At 61.0% G+C, this 554-nt stretch carries 1 protein-coding gene; it reads right to left on the bottom strand.

The annotated features are described in order from the left end of the window. The coding region (locus OZ411_RS43020; protein WP_282532813.1) for an acyl-CoA dehydrogenase family protein at nt 1–554 on the bottom strand (554 nt) is incomplete at both ends.

Raw genomic sequence — 554 nt, 5'->3', positions numbered from 1 at the left:
CCGCTGCGCTCGTAGGCGAGTTCGCTGGTTGCCTGCTTCCAGGCGCCGTCGATCTCACCAAGCAGGTTGCCTTCAGGAACGAACGCATTCTGAAACACCACCTCGTTGAACTCGCGCTGCCCAGACATCTGGCGAATGACGTTGCAGGTGATGCCTGGCGTCTTCATATCCACCAGGAACGACGTCAGGCCATGCCGCCTGTTTTCCTTGGTGGGCGCCGACGTCCGGAATAGGCCGATCATGTAGTCGGACACGTTGGCGTTGCTGGTCCAGATTTTGGTGCCGTTGATCAGCCAGCCGCCATCGGTCTTGGTGGCCTTGGATTTGGCCGCAAACAGGTCCGATCCCGAACCGGGCTCGCTCATGCCGATACAGAAGCTGGCCTCGCCGCGGATGATCCGGGGTAGGATGGACTGCTTGATTTGCTCCGATGCGTAGCGGATCAGCGTCGGGCCGCTCTGCCGGTCAGCGACGAAGAACGGACGAACCGGCGCGTTGGCTACACACATCTCTTCGGTCACCACGTAGCGCTCCAGAAAGCTGCGCTCCTGACC

Source organism: Bradyrhizobium sp. Arg237L (assembly GCF_029990105.1).
GTDB lineage: Bacteria > Pseudomonadota > Alphaproteobacteria > Rhizobiales > Xanthobacteraceae > Bradyrhizobium.
The sequence above is the reverse complement of the archived record's forward strand: the minus strand, read 5'-3'. Positions and strand labels throughout refer to the sequence as shown.